The sequence below is a fragment of the Pseudomonas gingeri genome, assembly GCF_013386165.1.
GTDB classification, from domain to species: Bacteria; Pseudomonadota; Gammaproteobacteria; order Pseudomonadales; family Pseudomonadaceae; genus Aquipseudomonas; species Aquipseudomonas gingeri_C.
Genome location: NZ_JACAOS010000003.1, coordinates 453,903 through 472,551, shown reverse-complemented (window position 1 = coordinate 472,551; position 18,649 = coordinate 453,903). Strand labels below are relative to the sequence as shown.

Annotated in this window: 16 protein-coding genes; 3 read left to right on the top strand and 13 right to left on the bottom strand. The window is 61.8% G+C overall.

All coding sequences use genetic code 11. The annotated features are described in order from the left end of the window. Positions 1 to 3: 3 nt before the first annotated feature. The 4 genes from HX866_RS06560 to HX866_RS06545 are packed head-to-tail and all read right to left on the bottom strand — an operon-like array spanning position 4 to position 4,992. Entirely contained in the window at positions 4 to 1,257 is a 1,254-nt protein-coding gene (locus tag HX866_RS06560; protein ID WP_177138609.1) for an acyl-CoA dehydrogenase family protein, read from the bottom strand. Between the two features lie 31 nt (positions 1,258 to 1,288). Then, complete coding sequence (locus tag HX866_RS06555; protein WP_177138607.1) at positions 1,289 to 2,686, bottom strand: tryptophanase; 1,398 nt, start codon at positions 2,684 to 2,686, stop codon at positions 1,289 to 1,291. A gap of 44 nt (positions 2,687 to 2,730) precedes the next feature. Then, positions 2,731 to 3,423 carry a DUF6875 domain-containing protein gene (locus tag HX866_RS06550; protein WP_177091978.1) on the bottom strand — a complete coding sequence of 231 codons (693 nt, stop codon included), beginning with the start codon at positions 3,421 to 3,423 and terminating at the stop codon, positions 2,731 to 2,733. 45 nt (positions 3,424 to 3,468) lie between these two features. Further along, positions 3,469 to 4,992: an MFS transporter gene (locus HX866_RS06545; RefSeq protein WP_177138605.1), complete on the bottom strand. Its 1,524-nt coding sequence runs from the start codon at positions 4,990 to 4,992 to the stop codon at positions 3,469 to 3,471. Between the two features lie 101 nt (positions 4,993 to 5,093). Here HX866_RS06545 and HX866_RS06540 point away from each other — a divergent pair, with 101 nt between their 5' ends. Next, a complete protein-coding gene (locus HX866_RS06540) occupies positions 5,094 to 6,002 on the top strand; it encodes a LysR family transcriptional regulator (RefSeq protein ID WP_177091976.1) in 909 nt (302 codons plus the stop codon). 36 nt (positions 6,003 to 6,038) lie between these two features. Here HX866_RS06540 and HX866_RS06535 read toward each other — a convergent pair whose 3' ends face one another. Beyond that, positions 6,039 to 6,671, bottom strand: a complete 633-nt coding sequence (locus HX866_RS06535; RefSeq protein WP_177091975.1) for a response regulator — start codon at positions 6,669 to 6,671, stop codon at positions 6,039 to 6,041. A 33-nt stretch (positions 6,672 to 6,704) separates the two neighbouring features. Further along, positions 6,705 to 8,066, bottom strand: coding sequence for a cache domain-containing protein (locus tag HX866_RS06530; RefSeq protein WP_177138602.1), 1,362 nt, complete (start codon positions 8,064 to 8,066; stop codon positions 6,705 to 6,707). A gap of 162 nt (positions 8,067 to 8,228) precedes the next feature. On the opposite strand from HX866_RS06530, the gene HX866_RS06525 reads away from it, so the two are divergent. After that, a complete protein-coding gene (locus tag HX866_RS06525; protein ID WP_177138600.1) occupies positions 8,229 to 10,286 on the top strand; it encodes a carbon starvation CstA family protein in 2,058 nt (685 codons plus the stop codon). A 76-nt stretch (positions 10,287 to 10,362) separates the two neighbouring features. Here the strand turns inward: HX866_RS06525 and HX866_RS06520 are convergent, their stop codons facing one another. Both HX866_RS06520 and HX866_RS06515 read right to left on the bottom strand, forming a co-directional pair. Beyond that, complete coding sequence (locus HX866_RS06520; RefSeq protein ID WP_177091972.1) at positions 10,363 to 11,982, bottom strand: methyl-accepting chemotaxis protein; 1,620 nt, start codon at positions 11,980 to 11,982, stop codon at positions 10,363 to 10,365. A 403-nt stretch (positions 11,983 to 12,385) separates the two neighbouring features. Next, positions 12,386 to 13,240, bottom strand: a complete 855-nt coding sequence (locus tag HX866_RS06515; protein ID WP_177091971.1) for an AraC family transcriptional regulator — start codon at positions 13,238 to 13,240, stop codon at positions 12,386 to 12,388. Positions 13,241 to 13,395: 155 nt separating this feature from the next. Here HX866_RS06515 and HX866_RS06510 point away from each other — a divergent pair, with 155 nt between their 5' ends. After that, complete coding sequence (locus HX866_RS06510; protein WP_177138598.1) at positions 13,396 to 13,743, top strand: antibiotic biosynthesis monooxygenase; 348 nt, start codon at positions 13,396 to 13,398, stop codon at positions 13,741 to 13,743. Positions 13,744 to 13,774: 31 nt separating this feature from the next. On the opposite strand, the gene HX866_RS06505 is transcribed toward HX866_RS06510, so the two are convergent. The 5 genes from HX866_RS06505 to HX866_RS06485 are packed head-to-tail and all read right to left on the bottom strand — an operon-like array spanning position 13,775 to position 18,626. Continuing rightward, entirely contained in the window at positions 13,775 to 15,091 is a 1,317-nt protein-coding gene (locus HX866_RS06505) for a dicarboxylate/amino acid:cation symporter (RefSeq protein WP_177138596.1), read from the bottom strand. A 31-nt stretch (positions 15,092 to 15,122) separates the two neighbouring features. Further along, positions 15,123 to 16,064: a D-2-hydroxyacid dehydrogenase gene (locus HX866_RS06500; RefSeq protein ID WP_177125890.1), complete on the bottom strand. Its 942-nt coding sequence runs from the start codon at positions 16,062 to 16,064 to the stop codon at positions 15,123 to 15,125. Beyond that, positions 16,061 to 16,456, bottom strand: a complete 396-nt coding sequence (locus tag HX866_RS06495) for a VOC family protein (RefSeq protein ID WP_177138594.1) — start codon at positions 16,454 to 16,456, stop codon at positions 16,061 to 16,063. Before HX866_RS06495 ends, HX866_RS06500 begins: the two co-directional genes overlap by 4 nt. After that, entirely contained in the window at positions 16,453 to 17,421 is a 969-nt protein-coding gene (locus HX866_RS06490; RefSeq protein ID WP_177091966.1) for a hydroxymethylglutaryl-CoA lyase, read from the bottom strand. Before HX866_RS06490 ends, HX866_RS06495 begins: the two co-directional genes overlap by 4 nt. 14 nt (positions 17,422 to 17,435) lie before the next feature. After that, positions 17,436 to 18,626, bottom strand: coding sequence for a CaiB/BaiF CoA transferase family protein (locus HX866_RS06485; protein WP_177138592.1), 1,191 nt, complete (start codon positions 18,624 to 18,626; stop codon positions 17,436 to 17,438). Positions 18,627 to 18,649 lie beyond the last annotated feature (23 nt).

The window sequence follows — 18,649 nt, the reverse complement described above, 5'->3', positions numbered from 1 at the left end:
TTTTTAGAGTTGAAGAAAACCAACGGGAAGGCCAAGTTCGGCTCTGGCGACATAGGTGGAAAACGTTTCCCACTGCGCGCCCACGTGCCCCCGGTACATCTGAATGTCACTGAAATAACGCAACAGCTTGGCCTGGCTACGGGCCTGGGAAGTACCTGCGGTGCGAAACAGCAATTCGACCGCCTCGCACGCTTGCCGACCGGCCTGCTGTAACGTGCCCCAGGCCCGCAAGTTTTCACTGATGGAAATCGGCTCGCCGGTTTGACGCCAGCGCTCAGCCAGCGCTTTATGCTGTGCGCACACGTGCAACAGGATCGCCTCGGCCGCGTCGGTCTGTACCAGCGCCTGGCCGTAGGCCCGCTGGTAATTGGCGTCCTGGGACCTGGACTGGCCGGGTGAGAACGGCAAAGGGCTGACCTCGATGATGCGTTTGTACTCGTCAAGCGCCGCCCGCGCAGCGCCGATAATGGGCGCGAGCAAATTGGCGTGGTAAGGCAGCATGAGGTAACCGAGATACAGTGGATTCCCATGCAAGCGGGTTCCCGCCGTACCGTCACTGACGTCCTGGTTGGCAAAAAAGCCCACGAACGGAGTCGCCATTCTGTCGGGGACAAACACGTCATCGAGGCAGATGCTGTTCGAGCCGCTGGCACGCATACCCAGTGTCTCGCTGCCGCCCCAATCATCGACAATGGTGTAGCTCGAACGCGGCACGAGGCAATTCAGCGCTGGCGCCCCCTGCTCTGCCGACCCATCGACAACGGTGATAATCGCGTGCGTCGAATAGGTGATGCCGGTGCAGTAGTTGAACGTACCGCTGACCCGATAACCGCCCGGCACCTTGACGCAATGACCACTCGGAAACGCCCGATGAGGCGCAACGAAATGCCCGTCAACGCCAAAAATCTCGTCCTGGACCGCCTGCGGCCAATGCGCGGCGAACGTCAGGCTATGTGCCGCCCCCAATGTAAGGTTCCAACCCAGGGCCGGGTGCCCTCGGGAGACCTCGATCATGATCTGGTAAAAGTCGCCGAGGTCGAACTCGAGCCCACCGTAGCGCTTGGGCTGCAGCAATTTGTAGAACCCATGCTCGATGAAAAACTCATGCAACTGCGGGCTGTACGTACCTTGCGCGTCACACAGTTCCTGGTTGTCGCGCAGTTGGGTACGCAGTTCCCTGGCGAGCGCCAGAAACGCTTGAACGGTTTCAGCAGGCACCGGAACGGCGGCCGCCAGATGGGTATGATGTTGGCCCATGGGATCATCCTGATGACGGAACGGTAGCGGATCAGACTTCCCGGAAACGGGCAGTGAATTGGCGCAAGACCGGGGGCTCGTAGTCGAAGTCCAGCGGTCGCAACGTGGCGGCCCTCTGGATGACCTCGATCAAGGAGTCGGCAACGAAATCCATATGATTGTCGGTATAGGTTCGGCGCGGAATGGTCAGGCGCATCAGCTCGAACAGCGCCGGCTCCTGCTCCCGGGTGACCGGGTGGCGCCCCATCATCAATGAACCGATCTCCGTGGCACGCACGCCACTCTCCAGGTAAAGCGCGTTGCACAGCATCTGTGCCGGGAAATGGTGGGGCGCCACATCCGGACGGATCTTGCCGGCATCGACGAACACCGCATGCCCGCCGACCGGTGTCTGGATCGGCACACCCGCCGACCGCAGACGCTCGGCCAGGTAGGTCACCTGGCCGATCCGGCTGGTCAGGTGATCCTCATTGCAAGCCTCCTCAAGCCCCACCGCCATCGCATCCAGATCGCGGCCGGCCAGCCCACCGTAGGTAATGAAGCCTTCCATGGGCACGCAGCGCAACTGCGCCGCACGGAAAAGCGCCTGGTCGCTCTTGAAACAGCAAAGCCCGCCAATATTGACCATGGCGTCCTTTTTGGCGGACATGGTGAAGGCATCGGCGTGCTGGAACATTTCCCAGACGATTTGCAGGATCGAGTGGTCTTTGTAGCGGGCATCGCGGGTCTTGATGAAATACGCATTCTCCGAAAACCGTGCGGCATCGATCACTACCGGAATACCGTGTTGCCGCGCCATCGAAGCCGCATCACGAATATTGTCCATCGCCACCGGCTGCCCACCCACACTGTTGCAGGTGATGGTGATCACCACGGCGGCAATCTGCTGAGCACCGCTCAATTCGATTTCAGAGGCCAGGGCTTCGAGGTCGAAGTTGCCTTTCCAGTCGTCATGTCGCGCAGTGTCCAGGGCCGCCGGGCAGATCAGGTTCTTGACCATCGCGCCGGCCATCTCGACATGGGCCTTGGTCGTGTCAAAGTGGTGATTCGACACAAATATCGGCGCGCTGGCACCGCGTTCCCGGGCCCGCTCAACGAGGCAGGGAAAGAGAATCTGTTCAGCCCCTCGCCCCTGATGCACGGGGATGGTGTAGGGAAAGCCGAAGAGCCGCTCGACGGTTTCGCTAAGGCGAAAGAAGCTCTTGCTGCCGGCATAGGACTCGTCGGCACTCATCATCGCGCTCCATTGCCGATCGCTCATCGACCCGGTACCGCTGTCGGTGAGTAAATCGATGAAGACGTCCTCGGCGCGCAGCAGGAACGGGTTGAGCCCGGCCTGCTGCAGGGCTTCCTGACGATAGGCCCGGGTTGTCCGCTTGAGCGGTTCAACCATCTTGATCCGGAACGGTTCTGGAATGCGAACAGCCATTTAAAAGCCTCCATGCTAGTGGATATCATTGTTTTGTCTGGGCGTCAGCCGGCAACGATGCGCCGTAACACGTCCATCTGTTCTGCACTAAGGCTAAGGCGGTCGGCCTGATGCAAGACCGAATTGATGCCGACCTTGGCCCGGGAGCCGTGAGTATTCAGGTAGGCCTCGACAAATTTGGGCTGGTCCGCCAGGAAGGCGATATCCAGCTCGACCATCTCCCGCACCACCAGTAATGGCGTGAGTGAACGTAGTGGTTTGAAGTCATCGTTGCGTAAGCCGGGTTTCTGACAATGCGAGTAGAACTCACCGAGCATCAGGCCGGACTCGAGGAAGTCGAGTTTCAACAATGAATGGTAATGGTTGACCCTGGCCGGGTCGTCGAGGCCGTGCAGCACCCCGACAATGGTCTTGAACTGACTGGCATTGCCTTCGGCGGGGTCACGGCCCTTGAAGGCCGCAATCAGACCTCGCAGGTCAGAGCAAACCGCCTCGTCGCTGCGACCGCCGACAACGATGTCGACAAGCCAGAAAGTCTCCCGTTTCATGGAAGGCCCTGTCCATGGGCATACCGCCCCTGCGCGCCCCAACTCCGGATGCGGATTGCACAGGTAGCTCACGCACCAGCGAGCGATTTCGGACATTTCCACTGAACAGGCGTCAGTATCGTTTTCCAGGGCCTTTGCAATCGCAATGAGCTTGAGCGGCTGGCCGGTGCTGCTGTCACGTTCCATCATGACGCTTCCTTATAATTGCCTTATAGATCCCTTGTCCGTCGCGGCTCATTGCCCGGCACGGTGCGCCCTGCTGGTCGAAATCGCCGGGGGGCGCTGGCTGAGCGCCCAGCGACTGACTATCGCCGCCGCCAACGTCAGCCCGGCCAGGCCATAGACCAGTGAAGAAAAGGCGCCGCTGTAGTATTCAAACAGTGCCGGAAGTTCTATAGGCGATACGGCGCTTGCCGCGCCGGCCAGGTCCCCGGTAGCGAGATAATTGGCCGCTGCCGACGCGGCTTGCCGCGAAATCTCGCCGACAAACCGCAATTGCAGAAAGCTGTTGAGCATGGCCAGCGCCGCCGCCACGCACACCGCTTCGCCGCAGGCACGCATGGTGGTAAAGATCCCGGTCGCCATGCCGGCGCGCTCCACGGACACGACCTTGATCGAGAGGTCGTCCATCAGCCCCCAGGGTAAGCCGGAGCCAATCCCGATCAGCAACATGGGCAATGCGAAGCTTTGCCAGCTTGAGCCAACGGCGACATTCGCCAACACGGCAAGCCCGACACCGGCCAGCAGCAAGCCGACAAAACAGAGATCGGCCGCGGCCACATGGCGGGCCACCAGCGCCGCCAGAAAAGGCACCACCAGCATGGGCAGCGACAGCGCCATCATCAGCAGCCCCGCCTCCCCGGCGCTCATTCTTTCGACCCCGATAAACCGCAAGGGCAGCAGGATCAACAGCACGATGAAGCACAACGCGGTGGCGATCGGCAGCAACTGCACGCCGACGAAACGCCGGTTGCCGAACAGCGAGAGGTCCAGCATCGGGCGCTGCTGCCGACGCTCCACACGGATGAAGATCAGTAACAGGAGTAGCGCGACCGCCAACAGGACGATGACCGTGACGCTGGCCCAGCCATGCTGTGGCACTTGCATGATGCCGAAGGTCAGGAACAGCAACATCGCACTGAACGTGATGACACCGCCCCAGTCCAGGTGCCTGGCCTCGGGGTCACGGCTTTCGATCATCCGTGGTGCGGCGATGATCCAGGCCAGCGCACCGAACACCGCCCCCAGGCCGAAGATCGCACGCCAATGGAAGCACTCGACCAGCGCTCCGGAAATCACCGGCCCAAACGCCAGACCCAGGCCAAATGCGGTACCGAGCAGGCCGTAGGCCTTGGTCCGCGCATGCCCCTCGAACTCCTGCGCCAGCGTGGCCGAACCACCGGCCATGGTCAGGGCGGCGGCAATCCCCTGTGCGCCTCGCATCAGGTCCAGGAACACCACGTCCTGGGCAAAGCTGACAATGATCGACAGCACGGTGAAACTGCCAATCCCCCAGCAGAACATCCGTTTGCGTCCGTAGAGATCGGCCAGCGTGCCGGCGGCCATGATCGCGCTGCCGAAGCTCAGGGCGAAGGCATTGACGACCCAGGCCAACGCGATTGCGTCGCCGCCCAGATCCGCGCCGATGGCGGCAAGCGCCATGGCCGGTCCGGTGTATTCCAAGGGGAGGATCAGGCCCGCCGCACAGACCGCGAACAGAACAAGGTAGCGGCGTGATGTATCGTTTTGTCTGGGCATTCCGTGGCTTCAGCTTGTCTGACGAGTGGACAAACGGATGGTATTGAAGTGATATATGCAATGACATGACCGCCAAATCAAAAGTGAGTTGCAATAAGTGCATGAATGATGACATTTCACTGTGGCGGCTGTTTTTCCGCATCGTCGAACGCGGCAGCCTTTCCCGCGCAGCGGAGGACCTCAATCTGGAGCCGTCATCGGTCAGCCGGCGGCTCAGCGCCCTGGAAAAAAGAGTTGAAGTCCGCCTGCTGAACCGCTCCACCCGAATGGTCACGCTGACGGACGCCGGTAGCCGGGCGTACGAGCAAATGAAGCCGCTCGTGGCGGAAATGGAAGGCGTGCTCGCCGACCTCGACTCGCGCTCACCGAAAATCGCCGGGGTGATCCGCATGACCGCGCCGGTGAATTTTGGCGAACGCTTCCTGACCAAGTGGCTGACCGCCTTTCAGCGACGCCACCCTCAGGTGCTGATTGACCTGGTGCTGTCCGACCACCGTATCGACCTGAAAGCCGAGGCCATGGACCTGGCGATGCGCGTCGGCGAACTGCCGACCACCGACCTGGTCGCCAGGCGGATCGGCGAGATGCCCAACGTGCTCTGCGCGAGCCGTGGCTACATCGCCCTCCATGGCATGCCGAGCACCCCCGAGGACCTGGTGTCGCACCGGGCCATCCTCTACTCCCTCGGGCGGGAGCGAAACCGGACTCGCCTCAAGATGAGCAAACAAGGCCGAGAGGTCTCCGTCGAGCTGAACGGCGTCTTCCACCTGAATAATGTCGGTGCCATCGAGCAGGCCGTCAGCGACGGTGCCGGAATCCACCCCGGGCCGCGTTGGCTGTTCAACGAAGGGATCGCTTCAGGTGCGCTGATCGAACTGCTCCCGGATTGGTCGCTGATGGCGCTGCCGGTGCACCTGCTGAGGCTGGAGGCGCGCTACGAGCCTAAACGGGTCAGGGCGCTGGGCGACTGGATCGCGCAATGCTGGAGCAATGAGCTGGTCAACCACTGACAGCCCGGTTGCACCCGCCGCTGGCACAAGCACAGATCAAGGCGAAATCAGTCCATGATCCATCGCGTATTTGAGCAGGGCCGCAGGCTTGTCGATATTGAGTTTGCGGCGGATGCTCAGCCGGTGGGTCTCCACCGTGCGCACGCTGATATCCAGCTCGCGGGCCATTTCCTTGTTGTTCATGCCCTGGACCATTTTGCACAGCACCTGGCTTTCCCGCGGCGTCAGCTCGTTGTCGCTGGTCTTGTCGGCAATCAGCTTCTGGGCAATCGCGGCGCTGTAGAAGGTCCCGCCGCTGACGATGGCTTCAATGGCCGCGAGGATTTCCCGCGACGGTGAATTCTTCAGTACATATCCGCTGGCACCGGCACGCACCGATTCACTCACGTACTCATAGTTGTCGTACATGCTCAGCACCAGAATCTTGAGCAACGGATACTCCTTGCTCAAGGCTCGGGTCAGCTCCAGGCCGTTCATGTCCTTCAGGCTGATGTCCACCAGCAGCAGGTCCGGCTGGCAGCGCCGCACCATCTCGATCGCTTCGGCGCCATTCTCGGCCTCTCCCACCACTTCCAGGGGCGGCATGACCGACAGCAAGGCCTTGATCCCGTCCCGGACCAGGGAGTGATCGTCAACCAGGGCGACGCGGATCGGATAGAGCTGGTTCATCAGGGGCGTTCGCTCTTGTTGTTGTCGACTGAGTCAGTATTTGGCAGCGGCGATTTTAAGCGGCAGCAGCACATCCAGTACACTTCTTCCTGGCGCGGAGGTCAGTTCGAGGCGTCCGCCAAAATGCTCGACCCGTTCGCGGATATTGCGCAGGCCGATGCCCGAGTGACGACGCTCCACCTGGGTCACGTTGAAACCGCCACCGTCATCGATCACCGTCAGCCGGACAGACTGCTCGGAGCCGTGCAAGGTAATCGAGACATGGCTGGCCCCGGCATGCCGTTCGATATTGGTCAGGCCCTCCTGGACAATGCGAAACAACGACACCGCCAGCCCGTCGGGCCACTGGCAATCGAAATCATTGTTCTCATAGGCCACCACCAGCCCGCTGCGCTGCTCGAACTCGGCGGCGAGCTGACCGATGGCCGCCGGCAGGCCCAAGGTGTCGAGCAGCGACGAACGCAAGTCATGGGACAGGCTGCGCACCTCGCCAATCGCCTCCCCCAGGCGTTCGACCGCTTCCCTCAAGATGCCCAGTCCCCTGTCCTGCCCCTTCTCGAGCACATGACTGGCCAACTCGAACTGGAACTTGATGGACACCAGCACCTGGCTGATGCCGTCGTGCAACTCGCGGGAAACCCGTGATCGCTCTTCCTCCTGCAAACTGACAATGCGTTGGGTCAGGCGCTGGAGCTTGCGGTCGGCGAGGCGATGCTCGCTGACGTTCAGGGTCATGCCGCCGGCAAAGACCAGCAGCACGGCCACCAGGGCCACGGCGGCAATGGCCAGCATGGTCTTGCGAATGCCGTGGGCCACTTCGTCACGGGCCTGTTGGGTGGCCCGTTCGACGTCCTCGAGGTAGATGCCGGTACCGAGCATCCAGCCCCAGTGGTCGAGCATCACGACATAGGCGAGCTTGTCGGTCACCTGGCCAGTAGAGGGCTTGTTCCAGGCGTAACGCTGGAAGCCTTCACCGGACTCGGCGCTTTTCAGCAAGGCCTGGATCACCGGCAGACCGTGGGGGTCCTTCATGTCCCACAGGTATTGCCCCACCAGTTCCGACTGGCGCGAGTGCATCAGGCTGCGGCCCTGGCGGTCATATACGAAAAAGTAGCCATTGATCCCGAAGCTGAGCTTGCGCAGCTCTTCCAGGACCTCTTGCCGGGCATGCTCGTCACCCTTGCCGTCGTCATACAGTGGCGCAATCAGGCTTTGCGCCATTTCCACATAGTTCTTCAACTCGGCGCGCTTGCTGGCGAGGATGCTGTCTTCGATCAGTTGCGCCTGCTGATCGCCCAGCTGGCGGTTCAGGGAAATCACCAGCGCGCAGATGACGGCGATGGCCAACACCAGGGGCAAGATCCCCAGGGCGACGATTTTGTGCTTGAGCTGCATGGCGACTTCCAGGACTCTCAGTAGAACTACGTAGACACCGCGTACGTAGTCGTGCGGATACTTTTGTTGACGGTATCCACGGATATTGGGCCAGCTCCGCACCGCGGACACAATTATAAAAATTACCGCCACAGTCTACCGGCTGTTGGCAGGAGACACGCAATGAACCGTCTGGCTAAACACCTCGCCTGGTTTGCCGTGGCCGTCCTGGGAGCTTTTGCGCTAAGTGTCGTGGCCCTGCGCCGCGGCGAAGCCATCAACGCCCTCTGGATCGTCGTCGCCGCAGTCGCTATCTACCTCGTCGCCTACCGCTACTACAGCCTGTTTATCGCCAACCAGGTGATGCAGCTCGATGCCAATCGCGCCACTCCCGCCGTCATCAACAATGATGGCCTGGACTATGTGCCGACCAACAAACACATTCTTTTCGGTCACCACTTCGCGGCCATTGCCGGCGCGGGGCCGCTGGTCGGGCCGGTGCTGGCGGCGCAGATGGGCTATCTGCCCGGTACACTCTGGCTGATCGCCGGCGTGGTGCTGGCCGGTGCCGTGCAGGACTTCATGGTCCTGTTCATGTCCACCCGGCGCAACGGTCGCTCCCTGGGTGACATGGTCCGTGAAGAAATGGGCCGCGTGCCGGGGACCATCGCCCTGTTCGGCTGCTTCCTGATCATGATCATCATCCTCGCGGTGCTGGCGCTGATCGTGGTCAAGGCCCTGGCCGAGAGCCCATGGGGCATCTTCACGGTGATGGCGACCATCCCGATCGCGATGTTCATGGGCATCTACATGCGCTACATCCGCCCGGGCCGCATCGGTGAAATCTCCATTGTCGGCGTGCTTCTGCTGCTCGGTTCGATCTGGCTCGGCGGGCAGATTGCCGCTGATCCGGTCTGGGCCAAGGCCTTCACCTTCACCGGCCTGCAAATCACCTGGATGCTGATCGGCTACGGCTTCGTCGCCGCGGTCCTGCCGGTGTGGCTGATCCTGGCGCCCCGTGACTACCTGTCGACCTTCCTCAAGATCGGCACCATCATGGCCCTGGCAATCGGCATCCTGATCACCATGCCCGTGCTGAAAATGCCGGCGCTGACTCAGTTCGTCGACGGCACCGGTCCGGTCTGGAAAGGTGGCCTGTTCCCGTTCCTGTTCATCACCATCGCCTGCGGTGCGGTCTCCGGCTTCCACGCCTTGATCGCCTCCGGAACCACGCCCAAGCTGCTGGCCAGCGAAGGTCATGCCCGCTATATCGGTTATGGCGGCATGTTGATGGAATCCTTCGTCGCCATCATGGCGATGGTCGCCGCCTCGGTCATCGATCCGGGCGTGTACTTCGCCATGAACAGTCCGGCGGCCGTGGTGGGCGCTGATGCAGTGACCGTGGCCCAGACCGTCAGCAGTTGGGGTTTCGCGATCACGCCAGATGCCCTGCTGGCCGTGGCCAAGGACATCGGCGAAACCACCGTGCTGGCCCGTGCCGGCGGTGCGCCGACCCTGGCGGTCGGTATTGCGCAGATCCTCCACCATGTCCTGCCGGGTGAGAACACCATGGCGTTCTGGTACCACTTCGCGATCCTGTTCGAAGCGCTGTTTATCCTGACGGCGGTGGATGCCGGCACCCGTGCCGGGCGTTTCATGCTGCAGGACCTGCTCGGCTCATTCGTTCCGGCACTCAAGCGCACCGAATCCTGGACCGCCAACCTGATCGCCACCGCCGGGTGCGTGGCCATGTGGGGTTACCTGCTGTATCAAGGCGTGATCGACCCGCTGGGTGGCATCAACACCTTGTGGCCGCTGTTCGGCATCTCCAACCAGATGCTGGCCGGTATCGCGCTGATGCTCGGCACGGTCGTGCTGATCAAGATGAAGCGCCAGCGCTACATCTGGGTGACCTTGCTGCCCGCCGCCTGGCTGCTGATCTGCACCACCATGGCCGGCTTTATCAAGCTGTTCGACGCCAACCCGGCCATCGGTTTCCTTGCCCTGGCGAAGAAATACAGCGTCGCGCTGGAAGCCGGCCAGGTGATCGCCCCGGCCAAGGACATCACCCAGATGCAGCACGTGATCTTCAACGCCTACACCAACGCCACGCTGACAGCGTTGTTCCTGTTCGTGGTCTTCAGCATCCTGTTCTATGCCATCAAGGTCGGTGTCGCGGCCTGGGGCAGCAAGGAGCGCACGGATAAGGAGTCGCCGTTCCAGGCTATTCCGGAGGCGTAATCGAGAGTTGCCCACGTAGATAAAAAAGGCTCCGTATCGCCAGATACGGAGCCTTTTTCGTTCCAGCCCAGGGGGCCTAGATTTTAAAGCGCGCCACGGTCTGGTGCAGGGTCCCGGCCATCTGTGCCAACTCCAGACCTGCCGTATGAGTCTGTTGCGCCCCCTGCGAAACCTGCTCGGACAGATTACGAATGCCCACCAGATTGCGATCCACCTCACGTGCGACCAAGGCCTGCTCCTCGGTGGCGCTGGCGATCATCAGGTTGCGTTCGTTGATCTGCGAGATCGACCGGGTGATCTCCTCCAGTGCTTCACCGGAGCGTTGCGCGACTTCCAGGGTCGCCTGCACCAACTGACTGCTGCTGTGCATGGCGCTCACCGCCTGCCCGGTATCCTGGCGCACATTGCCAATCATCTGCTCGATTTCCCGGGTCGAGACCTGAGTGCGATGGGCCAACGCCCGCACCTCATCGGCAACCACCGCAAAACCACGTCCGGCATCACCGGCGCGGGCCGCTTCAATCGCCGCGTTGAGGGCCAGCAGATTGGTCTGCTCGGCGATGCTGCGAATCACGTCCAGCACCGTGCTGATGTCCTGCACGCGCCCAGCCAACTGCTCGATACGCTGTGAGGTATCGGTCATGCCGTCGGCCAGCGCCCCGATCGAGGCTACCGTTTCCTGGACCTGCTCACGGCCGCGCTGGGCGGTTTGCTCGGAAATCCTCGACGCCTCGCTGGTGCTGACGGCATTGCGGGCGACCTCATCGACAGCGGCGGTCATCTGATTGACCGCCGCCGCAGCCTGCTCGATTTCCTGGCCCTGCAACTGCAAGCTGCCACGGGTCTGGCTGCTGACCGCGCTCAGTTGTTCGGACGAACCGGCCACCTGATCGACCGATGCCGCGATGCGCTTGACCATGCTGTTCAGATTTTGCTGCATCTGGTGCATGTTCATCATCACGCTCCCTTCAGCATTGGCCTTCACCGGCACGTGAATCGTCAGATCACCCTGGGCAATCTGACTCAGCACCCGCGCAGCGGCATCGGGTTCGCCACCCAGGGGCCGGGTAACACTGCGGGTGACGATGATCGCTGCGGCGCTGACCGAGACCAGGCAGAGCACAAACAAGCCCAGCATGTTCCGGCGCGCATCGCTGTACAGCGCCTCTGCCGACTTTTCACGATCGATAAAGATCTGCCCTTGCAGCGCCATCAGGGCGTCGAGGCTTTGATAGACCTGCTGTTCGGCGGGGATGACTTGCTGCTTGAGCTGCGCCATCGCGGCATCCGGCGCGCCTTGCTTGATCAACACCTGCACCTGGGTGAACGCAGCAACATAAGCCTCGCGATGCTTTTTCAGGGTGGCATAGGCGGCTTTGCCTTGCGGTGAATCAAGCAAGGGTTCGAGGGTTTCAAGGGCCTGGCTGATACGTTTCTTGGTGCTGTCGATGGACTGCTGGGCTTGCTGGTTGTCCTTGTCGAGCAGCAGGTCCCGGGTGTTCCTGGCGTTGTCCCGCACACCGGTGGCAACCACCATGATCGGATCGATCTTCGGCCAGTCCTGCTTGACGATCACCATGGACTGGTCCTTGAGCGTTGCCAGATCATGCAAGGCATACAGCACCAGGCCCGTCAGTACCAACGGCGCAATGGCAAAGCCGATGACGATACGTTGTGCAGTGCTTAACTTGGCCATATCCAATACTCCCCGATTAAGGCCTCTGACATTATTCGTAGTCAAAAATGCAAAAAAAAAGCCTGAAACCTTGCGGTTCCAGGCGCCGTTGCCTGTTCTTTTTCGGTGTTGAAACCAGGTCCATACCTGATTCAGCGATGTCGCCCATTCCCTGCTCGACCTATCGATCGCCATTGACCGAAGAGCCTGTCCACAGGAATACACTCCAGATGAACCTGATACAGGCCTTGCAGGCTCTGTGCCAGCATCCAGCGCGAGGGGCGTCAATCGCTATTGATAGTCGAGACACGTGACTGGAGAGCGACGAACGCCAACGCTGCTGCCACAGACTGGCGCGCACCGTCCCCCATAACGCTTTATAAAAGTGCGAATATCGATAAATTGTCCGTCGTAGTACCGATGCTCAGGTATCAGCGCCCAGCACGATACCCGGCACCTTGGCAAAGTCCCCTTCCCGCGCGCTGCTGGTCACGCGCTCCAGCAGGTAGCGCGCCGGTGGCTTGCCGACCGCCTTGCGGAACATGGTGACAAAACCGCTGGAGCTTTCGTAGCCCAGGTCCAGGGCCACCGATTGCACGCTTTCGCCTTGGGTCAGGCGACGCAGAGAAAGGATGATGTGCAACTGCCGGCGCCAGCGACCGAAGCTCACGCCGGTTTCCTGCAACAACAGCCGGCTCATGCTGCGCTCGCTCATGCCGATACGCGTGGCCCATTCACTCATCGGGACCTTGGCCGAAGGCTCGGCCAACAACCGCTGTGCCAGTTGCCGTAGCCGCCGGTCCCGAGGCATGGCCAGGCGCAGGTCTTCTACCGGCGCCGCGCACAACTCGTCGAGCAACGTCGCGACCAAGCGGGCGTCGCGCCCCTGCTCGGCATACAGTTGAGGAAGACTTGCCGTGCGAAGAATCAGCTCTCGCAGCAGCGGCGAGACCGCGATGGTGCAACAGAACTTGGGAAGATTGTCGACGGCCTCAGGTTCGATGAACAGGCAGTAGCACTCCGTTTCGCCGGAACTGCGAGACGCATGCAACATGCCGCCCGGTATCCACACCGCACATTGCGGCGGCACGATCCAGACCCCGTCCTCGACCTCGCAATTGAGGATGCCGCGCACCGAATACAGCAACTGCGCCTTGCGGTGCTGGTGCTTGGCATGCTCCCAGCCTTCGGAAACCAGAGAGGCGTTCAAGGCATAGACGGGACGGGGAACCTGATCGACCTCCCGCGAGCCCGCCAGGCAGTCGAATGAAATCTGCATCAAGGAAAGTGCACCTCGGATACTGAACGAACATTTGGCCGTTTTGAAAAATAGTGTGGCGATATTTCGCAATGACGTCCAGTCGGGGGCTGAGTATCGTGTGGGTGATCCTATTGAACGCACAAGCCTATCCACCCCCGACCCAGGTGAATCCCATGCACCTCGTTGCCATCAGTACCGTTGAAATCCATACCCTCGACAGTCGTTCAGGGCCCCTGCAAGCGCGACTGAGCGCATTGGTTGAAACCTTGCAGGACCTTTCCGGGTGCACGTCGTACAGCCTGACCCGCTGCTCTTCACGTCCTCACGTCTGGATCATGACCGGCTATTGGAACGCGCTGGCGACCATGGAAGCGCATTTCAACCTGCCGTGCCTGGCGGATCTGTTCGCACTCACCCTGGAGCGACTGGCCGACACCCTCAGGTTCGGCACCTTTGTACTCAGTGCAGCCGCCTCGCAAGCCGCTTCAGAAACCCAACACCGCTCAGTTTTCGTGGACTGAGCGGTCTTGGGGTTGTCTTGCGACAACTCGTTCAGGGCTGCACCTCCGGCTCTCGGGCACACCCCTTGTGCAACTCGGCCGCCAGTTGCTCTTCGTCCAGCGCCCCTTCCCACTTGGCAATAAACAGCGTGGCGACACCGTTGCCGATCACATTGATCAACGCCCCGCCCTCGGAAATAAACCGGTAGACCCCCAGTACCAGCACCAGCCCCGCCGCCGGAATGACATCCAGGCTGCCGAGGGTAGCCGCCAGGGTAATAAACGCCCCGCCGGTGATACTGGCCGCGCCCTTGGAGGTGAGCAGCAGGATGAACAACAAGGTGACCTGGTGCCAGAGGTCGAGGGGGATATCCAGCGCCTGGGCGATAAAAATCGCCAGTACCGTCATGTTGATGCAACTGCCATCGAGATTGAAACAGTAGCCCGAGGGCACCACCAGCCCCACCACCGATTTCTCGCAGCCGAGGCGTTCGAGCTTGCCCATCAAGCGCGGCAACGCCGACTCCGAAGAGGAGGTGCCCAGTACCAGAAACAACTCATCGCGGATGTACTTGAGAAACTGCCACAGGCTGAAGCCCGCCAGCCGCGCCACCAGGTTGAGCACCACCAGGACAAAAAACAGCGCCGTCACGTAGTAGCAGATCAGCAGGTTGCCATAGGCCCCGAGGGAGCCGACGCCGTACTTGCCAATCGTAAACGCCATACCGCCAAAGGCCCCCAGCGGCGAGACATATATCACGATCCGAACCATGCGGAAGAATGCCTGGGCCACCAGATCGATCAGCTCCAGCAGCGGCTTGCCGGCGCTACCGAGCAGTTGCAAGGCGAAGGCGAACAGGATGGAAATGAACAACACCTGGAGAATATCGCCCTCGGCAAAAGCGCCGAACACGGTGCCGGGCACGATATGGGTGAGAAAGCCCACCACGCTCTGTTCATGGGCCAGCTTGCTGTAGCCGTCGACGGCATGGGCATCAAGGCTCGCCGGGTTGATATGCATGCCCGCGCCGGGCTGCATCAGGTTGACCCCGACCAGCCCCACGACCAACGCCAGGGTGGTCAGCACTTCGAAGTACAGCAACGACTTGAAGCCGACCCGGCCGATGCGCTTGAGGCTCTGCATACTGGCAATGCCGCTGACCACCGTGCAGAAGATGATCGGCGCAATCAGCATCTTGATCAGTTTGATAAAGGTGTCGCCCAACGGCTTCATTTCTTCACCGAGGCCAGGGTAGAAATGCCCGAAGAGAATGCCTAGCACAATCGCCAGCAGCACCTGCACATACAGGTGGCGGAGCACGCCGCGCAACCGTGAAGGGCGCGGTTTTCCTATTGTTATTGTTGTCATGGGTCGACCTTCTTGTTGTGGGGTGAAGCCGTTACGACACGCGGTTGATCAGCTTCCCCGAGTAGTAGCCGTGCAGGTTGCCGAGGATGCCGTCGGCCAGGCGTTGCAGGCTGCTCTGGCTGGCCCAGGCGACATGGGGGGTGACGATCAGGTTGGCATGGCGGCCCGTGAGCAAGGGGTGGTCGGCCGCCGGCGGCTCCTGGCTCAGCACATCGAGGGCTGCGCCGCCGAGGCGGCCACTGTCGAGTGCCGCGAGCACCGCGTGTTCATCCACCAAAGGCCCGCGGGCGGTATTGATCAGCACGGCACCGGGTTTCATTTGCGCCAGTTCCGCGGCACCGATCAGGTGGCGGGTGTGCTCGGTCAACGGACAGTGCAACGAGATCACATCGCTTTGCGCCAGCACCGTTTCAAAGGCCTGGTAGCCCTTGCGCACCGGGATCACGCCACGGTGTTCGGCATACAGCAGTTGCATGCCCAGGGCGCTGGCCAGACGCGCCGTGGCCTGGCCAATGCCGCCTTTGCCGATGATCCCCAGTACACTGCCCTGCACATCCCGGATCGGCGCACGATGGACGCAGAAATGCCGCGAACTCGACCAGCCCCGCAGCGCGGCGGCCTGGTAGGCGAACAACTGTCGGCGCAAGGCGAAGATCGAGGCGATCACCGACTCGGCGACGCTTTGCGCCGAGTAGGCCGGGACATTGCACACCGCCACGGCAAAATCACGGCAGGCCACCAGGTCGATACAGTCGTAACCGGTGGCCGCGACGCAGATAAAGCGCAGCTCAGGCAGCTGTTCAAGTTCGGCTCGGCCGATGCGCACCTTGTTGGTAATCAGCACATCGGCCTGGCGGGCAGCGCTCACCACCTGTTCGGGCGAAGTGTCGGAACGGTCCTGCCAGTCCGTGACCCAGGCCGGGCGCGCAATACCCAGCGGCAGGCTGGCACTGTCGAGAAACACCACCCTCATGCTGCACGCTCCGGCCGGACGGGTTCGGAAATCTCGATCAGGTTCAGGTCCGGATCACGTACATACACCGAACGGATCGGTCCCGTGGCCCCGGTGCGCAACACCGGGCCTTCGATGATCGGCCAATCGACACTGACCAGGTGGGCGATTACCTGATCCAGGGAGATAGAGGCGATAAAACACAGGTCCAGCGCCCCCGGTACTGGCAGGTGCGCCTTGGGCTCGAACTCGTGACCGCGCACATGCAGGTTGATTTTCTGCTGGCCGAAGGCGAACGCCTTGCGCCCGCCGGCGAAGGTCTGCACCTGCATGCCCATGACCCGCACATAGAAATCCTCGGCGGCCACAGGGTCGATGGTGGTCAGCACCAGGTGGTCAAGATGGTCGATCATGGTTGCAGCTCCTGGGTTCGGGTCGACAGCACCTGTTTTTCCAGGCTGGCGACATGGGCGGGAATCGGGTGCAGGTCCAGGCGTTTGCCGGCCTTGAGGATCTGGCTGGGAATCTCATGGCCGACCAGACCCGGCAACTGCGCGGCAGCCGCCAGCACACGGTCCAGGTCGACCCCGGTGTCGAAGCCCATCAACTGCAGCATGTGCAGCAGGTCTTCGGTACAGACATTGCCGCTGGCCCCCGGCGCATAAGGACAACCGCCGAGGCCACCGAGGGCGGCGTCGAAACGATCGATACCGGCGTCGATGGCGGCCAGGGCGTTGGCCAGGGCCATGCCACGGGTATTGTGGAAATGCAGGGTCAGTTGCAGCGCCGGAAAACGCTCACGCACCGCCCGGGACAGCGCCTCGACCTGGCTCGGGTAGGCCATGCCGGTGGTGTCGCACAAGGTCACGCCACGGGCGCCCAGTTCGGCAAAGCGCTCGACCCAATGCAGCACCTCGCCCATCGGGACATCGCCCTGCATCGGGCAGCCGAAGACCGTCGACAACGACACATTGGTCGCCACCGGCCCCTGGCCGATCACCCGGAACACTTCGCTGAGCTGGGCAAACGACTGCTCGCGGCTCATGCGCAGGTTGGAGCGGTTGTGGGGTTCGCTGACCGACATCACCAGATTGGCTTCATCGATATTGCACGCCAGGGCCCGTTCGGCGCCGCGCACATTGGGCACCAGCACGGTATATTCCACCGCCGGATTGCGGCGGATGCCGTGCATCACCGCTTCGGCGTCGCGCAGCGCGGTAATGGCCTTGGGCGAGGTGAACGAGGTGACCTCGATCTTGGCAAAACCACACTGGCTGAGGCGGTCGATCAGGGCGATCTTGTCGGCGGTTTCGATAAACCGTGCTTCGTTCTGGAAGCCGTCACGGGTGGCGACTTCCTGCAGGAAAAGACGTTTCATGAATAGTCCTCGGTTCAGATAATGCCGCGCTGGCGCCAGTCGGCCTGCTGCGCAGGGTCGATACCCAGCTCGCCCAGAATCTCGGCGGTATGCTGGCCCAGGGTCGGTGCCGGGCGCACCACGCGGCCGGGCGTGCTACCGAGCTTGGGCACGATGCCGGGTAAGGTCACGGCAGTGCCGTCGTCCAGCTGGCTGTCGAGCAGCATGTCTCGCGCCCGGTAATGCGGGTCCTGGGCGATGTCGGCGGCGTTGTAGATCTTGCCGGCGGGGATGCGCGCCTCGGTCAGGATCGACAACACTTCGTCGAGCGCCAGCCGCGCCGTCCACTGGGCAATCGCGGCATCGATACGCTCGACCTGCAACACGCGGCCATCGTTCTGCGCGAGGTCAGGGTCGTTCGCCAGGTCACGGCGACCGATCACCTCCATCAGGCGTTGGTAGATGCTGTCACCATTGCCGGCGATCAAGGCAAAACCACCGTCGCGGCAACGATAGGCATTGGTCGGGGCGATACCCGGCAAGCTGCTGCCGGCGGGTTCACGAATGGCGTTGAACACCGAATATTCGGGCAGCAGGCTTTCCATCATGTTGAACACAGACTCGTACAGCGCCACATCGATCTGCTGCCCTTGCCCGCCGTTCTGCTCGCGGTGACGCAGGGCCAGCAGAATCCCGATCACCCCGTGCAAGGCCGACAACGAGTCGCCAATGGAAACGCCGACCCTGACCGGCGTACGTCCAGGCTCGCCGGAGAGATGGCGCAGCCCGCCCATGGCCTCGCCGATCACGCCGAAGCCGGGACGGTCACGGTAAGGCCCGGTCTGACCGTAGCCGGAAACCCGGAGCATGATCAGCCGGGGATTCAATGTGTGCAGCGTGTCCCAACCCAGCCCCCAGCTTTCCAGGGTCCCCGGACGGAAATTCTCGATCAGCACATCGGCATCGCTGACCAGCTGGCGGACCACCTGCTGCGCCTCGGCCTGGCGTAAATCCAGGGTCAGCGAGCGTTTGTTACGTGACTGAGCGGCCCACCAGACGGAGGTCCCGTCGTGCAGCAAGCGCCATTTACGCAATGGGTCACCGGTGACGGGCGGCTCGATCTTGATCACATCGGCGCCAAACTCACCGAGCATTTTGGCCGCAAAGGGCCCGGCAATCAGTTGCCCGAGCTCTAGGACCTTGACACCTTGCAGAGGTAATTCCATGACGTTTCCCGTGCCTGTCGAGT

Coding starts and splice junctions, on each gene's coding strand:
- HX866_RS06560 (WP_177138609.1), bottom strand. CDS start 1,257: ATGGGCCAACATCATACCCATCTGGCGGCCGCCGTTCCGGTGCCTGCT.
- HX866_RS06555 (WP_177138607.1), bottom strand. CDS start 2,686: ATGGCTGTTCGCATTCCAGAACCGTTCCGGATCAAGATGGTTGAACCG.
- HX866_RS06550 (WP_177091978.1), bottom strand. CDS start 3,423: ATGATGGAACGTGACAGCAGCACCGGCCAGCCGCTCAAGCTCATTGCG.
- HX866_RS06545 (WP_177138605.1), bottom strand. CDS start 4,992: ATGCCCAGACAAAACGATACATCACGCCGCTACCTTGTTCTGTTCGCG.
- HX866_RS06540 (WP_177091976.1), top strand. CDS start 5,094: ATGAATGATGACATTTCACTGTGGCGGCTGTTTTTCCGCATCGTCGAA.
- HX866_RS06535 (WP_177091975.1), bottom strand. CDS start 6,671: ATGAACCAGCTCTATCCGATCCGCGTCGCCCTGGTTGACGATCACTCC.
- HX866_RS06530 (WP_177138602.1), bottom strand. CDS start 8,066: ATGCAGCTCAAGCACAAAATCGTCGCCCTGGGGATCTTGCCCCTGGTG.
- HX866_RS06525 (WP_177138600.1), top strand. CDS start 8,229: ATGAACCGTCTGGCTAAACACCTCGCCTGGTTTGCCGTGGCCGTCCTG.
- HX866_RS06520 (WP_177091972.1), bottom strand. CDS start 11,982: ATGGCCAAGTTAAGCACTGCACAACGTATCGTCATCGGCTTTGCCATT.
- HX866_RS06515 (WP_177091971.1), bottom strand. CDS start 13,240: ATGCAGATTTCATTCGACTGCCTGGCGGGCTCGCGGGAGGTCGATCAG.
- HX866_RS06510 (WP_177138598.1), top strand. CDS start 13,396: ATGCACCTCGTTGCCATCAGTACCGTTGAAATCCATACCCTCGACAGT.
- HX866_RS06505 (WP_177138596.1), bottom strand. CDS start 15,091: ATGACAACAATAACAATAGGAAAACCGCGCCCTTCACGGTTGCGCGGC.
- HX866_RS06500 (WP_177125890.1), bottom strand. CDS start 16,064: ATGAGGGTGGTGTTTCTCGACAGTGCCAGCCTGCCGCTGGGTATTGCG.
- HX866_RS06495 (WP_177138594.1), bottom strand. CDS start 16,456: ATGATCGACCATCTTGACCACCTGGTGCTGACCACCATCGACCCTGTG.
- HX866_RS06490 (WP_177091966.1), bottom strand. CDS start 17,421: ATGAAACGTCTTTTCCTGCAGGAAGTCGCCACCCGTGACGGCTTCCAG.
- HX866_RS06485 (WP_177138592.1), bottom strand. CDS start 18,626: ATGGAATTACCTCTGCAAGGTGTCAAGGTCCTAGAGCTCGGGCAACTG.